This is a genomic window from Metabacillus sp. YM-086 (assembly GCF_048059995.1).
GTDB classification, from domain to species: Bacteria; Bacillota; Bacilli; order Bacillales; family Bacillaceae; genus Metabacillus; species Metabacillus litoralis_B.
The window spans coordinates 1-6,102 of sequence record NZ_JBLUOI010000142.1 but is presented as its reverse complement, the minus strand read 5'-3'; the positions used below and the strand labels follow the sequence as shown (position 1 = coordinate 6,102).

8 protein-coding genes and 1 other RNA gene are annotated in these 6,102 nt (G+C 36.4%); 2 read left to right on the top strand and 7 right to left on the bottom strand.

Annotated features, from left to right (window positions below):
- Positions 1 to 268: 268 nt before the first annotated feature.
- The 7 genes from ACEWK1_RS27135 to tadA all read right to left on the bottom strand — a co-directional run bounded on the left by ACEWK1_RS27135 (position 269) and on the right by tadA (position 4,610).
- Positions 269 to 535 carry a pro-sigmaK processing inhibitor BofA family protein gene (locus ACEWK1_RS27135; RefSeq protein WP_121664108.1) on the bottom strand — a complete coding sequence of 89 codons (267 nt, stop codon included), beginning with the start codon at positions 533 to 535 and terminating at the stop codon, positions 269 to 271.
- Positions 536 to 618: 83 nt separating this feature from the next.
- Positions 619 to 840, bottom strand: coding sequence for a YaaL family protein (locus ACEWK1_RS27130; RefSeq protein WP_098798626.1), 222 nt, complete (start codon positions 838 to 840; stop codon positions 619 to 621).
- Between the two features lie 13 nt (positions 841 to 853).
- On the bottom strand, positions 854 to 1,450 hold the full coding sequence (gene recR / locus ACEWK1_RS27125) for a recombination mediator RecR (protein WP_121664107.1): 597 nt from the start codon (positions 1,448 to 1,450) through the stop codon (positions 854 to 856).
- A 10-nt stretch (positions 1,451 to 1,460) separates the two neighbouring features.
- Positions 1,461 to 1,784 carry a YbaB/EbfC family nucleoid-associated protein gene (locus tag ACEWK1_RS27120; RefSeq protein ID WP_098798639.1) on the bottom strand — a complete coding sequence of 108 codons (324 nt, stop codon included), beginning with the start codon at positions 1,782 to 1,784 and terminating at the stop codon, positions 1,461 to 1,463.
- Between the two features lie 21 nt (positions 1,785 to 1,805).
- Complete coding sequence (gene dnaX / locus ACEWK1_RS27115) at positions 1,806 to 3,500, bottom strand: DNA polymerase III subunit gamma/tau (RefSeq protein ID WP_212138784.1); 1,695 nt, start codon at positions 3,498 to 3,500, stop codon at positions 1,806 to 1,808.
- A 272-nt stretch (positions 3,501 to 3,772) separates the two neighbouring features.
- Positions 3,773 to 4,036: signal recognition particle sRNA large type (gene ffs / locus ACEWK1_RS27110), an RNA gene on the bottom strand.
- A 100-nt stretch (positions 4,037 to 4,136) separates the two neighbouring features.
- On the bottom strand, positions 4,137 to 4,610 hold the full coding sequence (gene tadA, locus ACEWK1_RS27105; RefSeq protein WP_212138785.1) for a tRNA adenosine(34) deaminase TadA: 474 nt from the start codon (positions 4,608 to 4,610) through the stop codon (positions 4,137 to 4,139).
- A 67-nt stretch (positions 4,611 to 4,677) separates the two neighbouring features.
- Between tadA and ACEWK1_RS27100 the strand changes: the two genes are divergently transcribed.
- On the top strand, positions 4,678 to 5,202 hold the full coding sequence (locus ACEWK1_RS27100; RefSeq protein WP_121664104.1) for an isochorismatase family cysteine hydrolase: 525 nt from the start codon (positions 4,678 to 4,680) through the stop codon (positions 5,200 to 5,202).
- 75 nt (positions 5,203 to 5,277) lie between these two features.
- Positions 5,278 to 6,102, top strand: an 825-nt coding sequence (locus ACEWK1_RS27095) for a LysM peptidoglycan-binding domain-containing protein (RefSeq protein WP_416636839.1), incomplete at its 3' end; no start/stop codon positions are given.

Here is a 6,102-nt window from a genome sequence, read left to right as displayed (position 1 = left end):
GTACTATATAGTACATTGTTTTTGTTAATAAAAATTAACGTTGGCACGCTTGGTTTTGTTTAGTTTTCAAAGAACTTTTTCCGCCTCATCAGAAGCGACTTTAATATATTATCACGTTCGCTTCATTTAAGTCAACATCTTTTTAAAAGTTTTTCAAAAGATGTTTTTAAATAAGCAAGTCGCCCTTTTTCAAAGACGAATACTAATATAACACCCCATTAAAAACATGTCAACACAAAAAGAAAAACAAATGGATATCCCACTTGTTTTAAGCAATAATAAATGTTTTTATAACGATTAGTGCTGCTAACCCGGGGATTCCCAATATCCCAGAGATACTTGATGTTATTAGATTAATTGGAATATGTAAATCTATGCTTGTACCAAATGCATTTACAAAAAATAATAATAGCGCTCCAACTATAACCTTTACAAACAGTTGACCGATCCATTGAATTGGTTTAATCGGTGCTCCGACAAACAATAGAATCAGTACAAGTCCACCCAATATAGAAAAAACTATAATAGGATCCATTTCACCACTCCCTTTTATCCTCTTACTATAAAAGATATGGAAGTAAGTTTAAAAATAGAACAAGCTATAGTAGATAACATCTACTATAGCTTGCCAATTTTAATGTTTCGGTTTTTTGCTTCCTTTAATAAAAAGAAGTATTTTGCTTCTGCTACTTTTAATTCATAGAGTACCTCAGGAGAAGGTTCAACACTTTTATCAATCAGTTGCTTTTGTCGATTCCACTCTTTCTTCTTCAGAAGTAAGTTTTGAATCAGTTGTTGATCATATTGATTTCTCAGCCATCCTTTACGGCGAAAAAGCATCTCATCCCCCCCTTTACAGCTCTCTTCTTCCTTCTAGTGCTTTTGATAGGGTAACTTCATCAGCATATTCCAAATCTCCACCTACCGGTAAACCATGTGCAATTCTAGTTAGTTTAATACCCGATGGCTTTAATAATCTTGAAATATACATTGCAGTTGCTTCCCCTTCAATATTAGGGTTTGTTGCTAAAATAACTTCTTGAATCACGTCATCTTGAAGCCTTTTTAAAAGCTCCGGTATTTTTATATCTTCAGGTCCGATCCCTTCCATAGGAGAAATTGAACCATGAAGTACATGGTACAGTCCGTTATATTCTTTCATTTTCTCCATTGCGATCACATCTTTAGGATCTTGAACAACACAAACAACGCTTTTATCACGTCGATCATCTTCGCATATATAACAAGGATCCTGATCAGTAATATGGCCACAAACAGAGCAGTACGATAAATTCCGCTTGGCATTAACTAGAGCCTTTGCGAAATCCAAGACCACATCTTCTTTCATATTTAATACAAAAAAAGCCAGTCGAACGGCCGTTTTTGGACCGATTCCTGGCAATTTCATAAAGCTATCGATTAGCTTTGATATTGGTTCAGGATAATGCATGATAATCCTCCTAGAACATTCCCGGTAAATTCATTCCTTTTGTGAATTGTCCCATAGTTTCATTTGTTAAATCGTCCATCTTTTTAAGTGCATCGTTTGTAGCAGCTAATACTAAGTCTTGAAGCATTTCGATATCTTCTGGATCTACTACTTCTTCCTTAATGTTAACTTCTACTATTTCCTTTTGGCCATTAACAACAACAGTTACCATACCGCCACCAGCAGTACCTTCTACTGTTTTTTCAGCAAGTTCTTCCTGGGCTTTCGCCATATCCTTTTGCATTTTTTGCATTTGCTTCATCATCTTTTGCATATTACCCATTCCGCCACGCATCATTTTACATTCCTCCAGTTTTTAGTCTTTTATTTCAATAAGTTCATTTCCTACTAATTTTCTTGCTTCAGCAATTAAAGGGTCTTCTTCTCCACTTTCTTGCTGATTTTGCTCATCGTCTTTTTGATCTTTAAGGAATTCCTTCCTTATTTTACCCCAATCATGTTCTGGAACGCCAACCATTTCCATATTCTTGCCGACTAATTCCTGTAAAATCATTTCTAAGTTTGTTCGAACATTATTGTTATTTTCAGCTACCATTTTACAATGAATTTCAAATTTGAATTTCAAAACAAAGGCATGATCTGATGCTGCTACAGGTTCACTATCATTTAGTAGTGCTGCATGAGACACCTTATTTTGGCGTCTTAGCATCTCTAGCAGCTCTGCCCAGCGTCCTTTAATTATCTCTAAGTCTTTTCTTGTAGCGTTTTTAAGGATTTCTTGAATTCTTCCTTCTGGTGTTTTATAACCACCACTTTTCATTGAGCGCTGCTTTGGTTCAGAACCTGTTGCAGCCTGCTGTGGTGCAGAGATCCCTTGCTGTTTTATTCGGTTTATTTCTGATTGTAAATTGTTTATCTTATCTAGAAGTGCTTGATACCCCTCTTGATTAGGCTGAGAAGTAGTATGAGCACTTTGACAAAGCTTCACAAGTGCTACCTCTAAAAAAATTCGTGGATGGTTTGTCCATTTCATCTCTTGCTGACTTTTACTTAAAACATCAATTGTCTCATAAATCTCAGCAGAAGGGATTTCCTTTGAAAGTTGAATAAATTGTCCATCAACTGATACTCGTTCAAGTACATCTTCTAACGTTGGTGCAGTCTGGTAAAGAAGCATGTCTCGATAATAAAAAATAAAATCTTCAATAAATCTACTTGGGTCTTTACCTTGATACATAAGTTGATCAAGTGCTTGCAAGGCAATTGTCACATCTTTTTGATGAATGGCCTCTGCAATTCTTCCGATAATCTCTTGAGAGACAGATCCAGTAATTAGCAAAGCTTCATCAATACTTACTTGCTCATCACTATAAGATATAGCTTGATCTAGGAGGCTTAACGCATCACGCATACCACCATCAGCTGCTCTTGCTATTACATCTAGAGCTGCTTCTTCTACATTAACCTGCTGATTATGTATGATTTCCTTCATTCTCCCTACAATAGCAGATGCAGTAATTCTTCTAAAATCAAAGCGTTGACAGCGGGAGATGATTGTTAGCGGAATCTTATGTGGTTCTGTTGTAGCTAAGATAAAAATCACATGCTTAGGAGGCTCTTCTAGCGTTTTAAGTAAGGCATTAAAAGCTCCAATCGATAACATATGAACTTCATCGACGATATATACCTTATATTGTACAGATGATGGTGCATACTTTACTTTATCTCTTATATCCCTTATTTCATCAACACCGTTATTAGATGCAGCATCAATCTCAATGACATCAGAAATTGACCCGTTTGTGATTCCTTTACAAGCAGCACACTCATTACATGGCTCCGCAACTGGTGCCTTTTCACAGTTCACTGCTTTTGCAAAGATTTTCGCTGCACTTGTTTTCCCTGTTCCACGTGGTCCAGAAAAAAGATAAGCATGTGAAAATTTATTTTGTAATAGGGCATTTTGTAAGGTTTTAGTAATATGTTCTTGTCCAACCACATCATGAAACAGCTGTGGTCGAAAAACACGATATAGAGCTTGATAACCCACAAAAACGTCTCCCTTCTTCTTCTTCCTTTTTATTATAACAACCAACAGAAATTTTACAAAGTTGTTTATATGTGAGTTCATTCATAATGATCACTTTTAAACCAAAAACGAACATTTTTCTTTCGCTAACCTTATTGTTGAATAATATAAAATAAATGCACAATAAGATGAATGTTTATACGTTTTTTAATAACCAGTTGTGAATTATTACATTCTTTCATGTAAATAAAAAACTCACCCTATAAGAGTGAGTTTTATTTTAAAATTAACTGCCGTGCACCTTCCGTCGATTAGCCACCATAGGCGTTACTCAAGCAGTTAGCTCGGCTCAGGCAACCCCGCGGCACATGAGAGCTTCCACTTAATGCTGCTTCCTTCCGGACCTGACATGGTTCATGGATTCCCATTGCGCAGGACCCAAGCGTCAACACCACTTACTTGAGGCAGCCCTACAGTGTTCTAACCTCTAGAAGGGATTCGGCCTCGCTAGAGCGGATTGCGAGTACAGGGCACCGCTACCTCCCCGCTTAGCACGGCAAAATTGATACCATATTTAGTTGCGCCGTTTGTCCGACGCATGTATTAGTATATATCCTTCTCATATAAAATGCAATGGTTAGACTTTGTAAGTTTTTGTCATGTGTTTTTTCTTTTCTTTTTCTTCTCTCTTAACTCACGAAAAAAAGAACTGAGCATTTCACTACATTCCTGCTCTTCAATTCCCTTTGTGACTTCAACTTGGTGATTAAACCGCTCCTCCTGAAGTAAGTTCATTAGAGTACCTGCACATCCACCCTTTGGGTCAGAAGCACCGTAAACAACTCTCTTAATCCTCGAAAGGACAATGGCACCAGCACACATAGGACAAGGCTCTAATGTAACATATAGTGTAGCATCTTCTAATCTCCAAGAATCTACTGCCTTACACGCTTGGTCAATTGCTAAGATTTCAGCATGAGCAATCGATCGTTGTTCGGTTTCCCTCAAATTATGAGCTGCACCCACAACGATATCATTTAAAACAATCACTGCCCCAATTGGAACTTCTCCAATTTCTTTTGCTTTTCTTGCCTCTTCTAAAGCTATTTTCATAAAGTGTTGATCATTCATACTTGAGTTACCCCTTATAGAATTGGTGAATTTGTTCATCCTATTGTTTAAAAAGGAGAATCGATCAATGAAAACAAAAAGTGAACAAGCACTCCTCATTATAGATATGATCAATGATTTTCAATTTCATAATGGCCCTATCTTAGCTAAACAAGCTGATACCATCTCACATAACATTCTTTCTCTGAAGGAAAACATGAAAAAGAACGGCTCTCCAATTATTTATATCAATGATCATTATAAACTATGGCAAGCCAACTTTGAAAAGATTGCAGCAAAGTGCCGAAATTCATTAAGTGAAAATATCATTCATCGCCTTTATCCTAATGATGATGATTACTTTTTGATTAAACCGAAACATTCTGCTTTTTATGGTACAGCATTGAATACCCTTTTATATAGCTTAAATATTAAGGAACTTGTCATTACAGGGATTGCCGGGAATATATGTGTCTTGTTTACAGCTAACGATGCATATATGAGAGAATATCGAATTACTATTCCCTCTGATTGCATTGCCTCTAATACAGAGGAGGATAATGATTTTGCATTAAGAATGATGAAACATACTCTTAAAGCATCTATTACCTGAGTCTAAAAATAGCTGACATGTATCAAGCCTCCTTCACATATGATGTACTAAAATGTTTTTGTGAGGAGGATAGACATGCAAATACATATTGTCCAGCAAGGACAAAGTTTGTATGGTATTGCACAGGCCTATAATACAACTGTAAATGAAATCGTTCGAACAAATGAATTACCAAACCCTAATAATCTGGTTATCGGTCAAGCGCTTGTTATCCCGATTAAAGGAAGGTTTTATTGGGTCCAACCTGGAGACAGCTTATTTTCAATAGCCCAAAGATATGGTTTTTCAGCTGCAGAGTTAGCTAGAATTAATAATCTTAATGTGAATCAGCCACTTTCACCTGGATTCAGATTATATATACCTGAAGGACAAAAAAGATCTGTAGAATCCAATGCTTATATTGAGCCTAGAGGTACAAGTGTAGCTGCTAACCTTGAGCAAGCAGCTCGTGAGGCTGCACCATATTTAACATACTTGGGTCCTTTTAGCTTTCAAATTCAGAGAGATGGTACATTAAAAGAACCATTATTAAATAACTTTCCGGAGATTGCCCGACAAAATGGCGTCACATTAATGATGGCTATCACCAACTTAGAAAATGATCAATTTAGTGATGAATTAGGTAGAATTGTTTTAACAAACATGGATATACAAAATAAACTGTTAGATAATATCGTAAGAACAGCAAAGAAATATGGATTTAGAGATATCCATTTTGACATGGAGTATTTAAGACCTCAAGATCGTGAGGCATACAATCAATTTCTAAGAAAAGCAAAAGCTAGATTTAGTCAAGAAGGTTGGCTTCTATCAACAGCTTTAGCTCCTAAAACGAGTGCAGATCAAAAAGGAAAATGGTATGAAGGACATGATTACAAGGCACACGGTCAAATTGTTGAT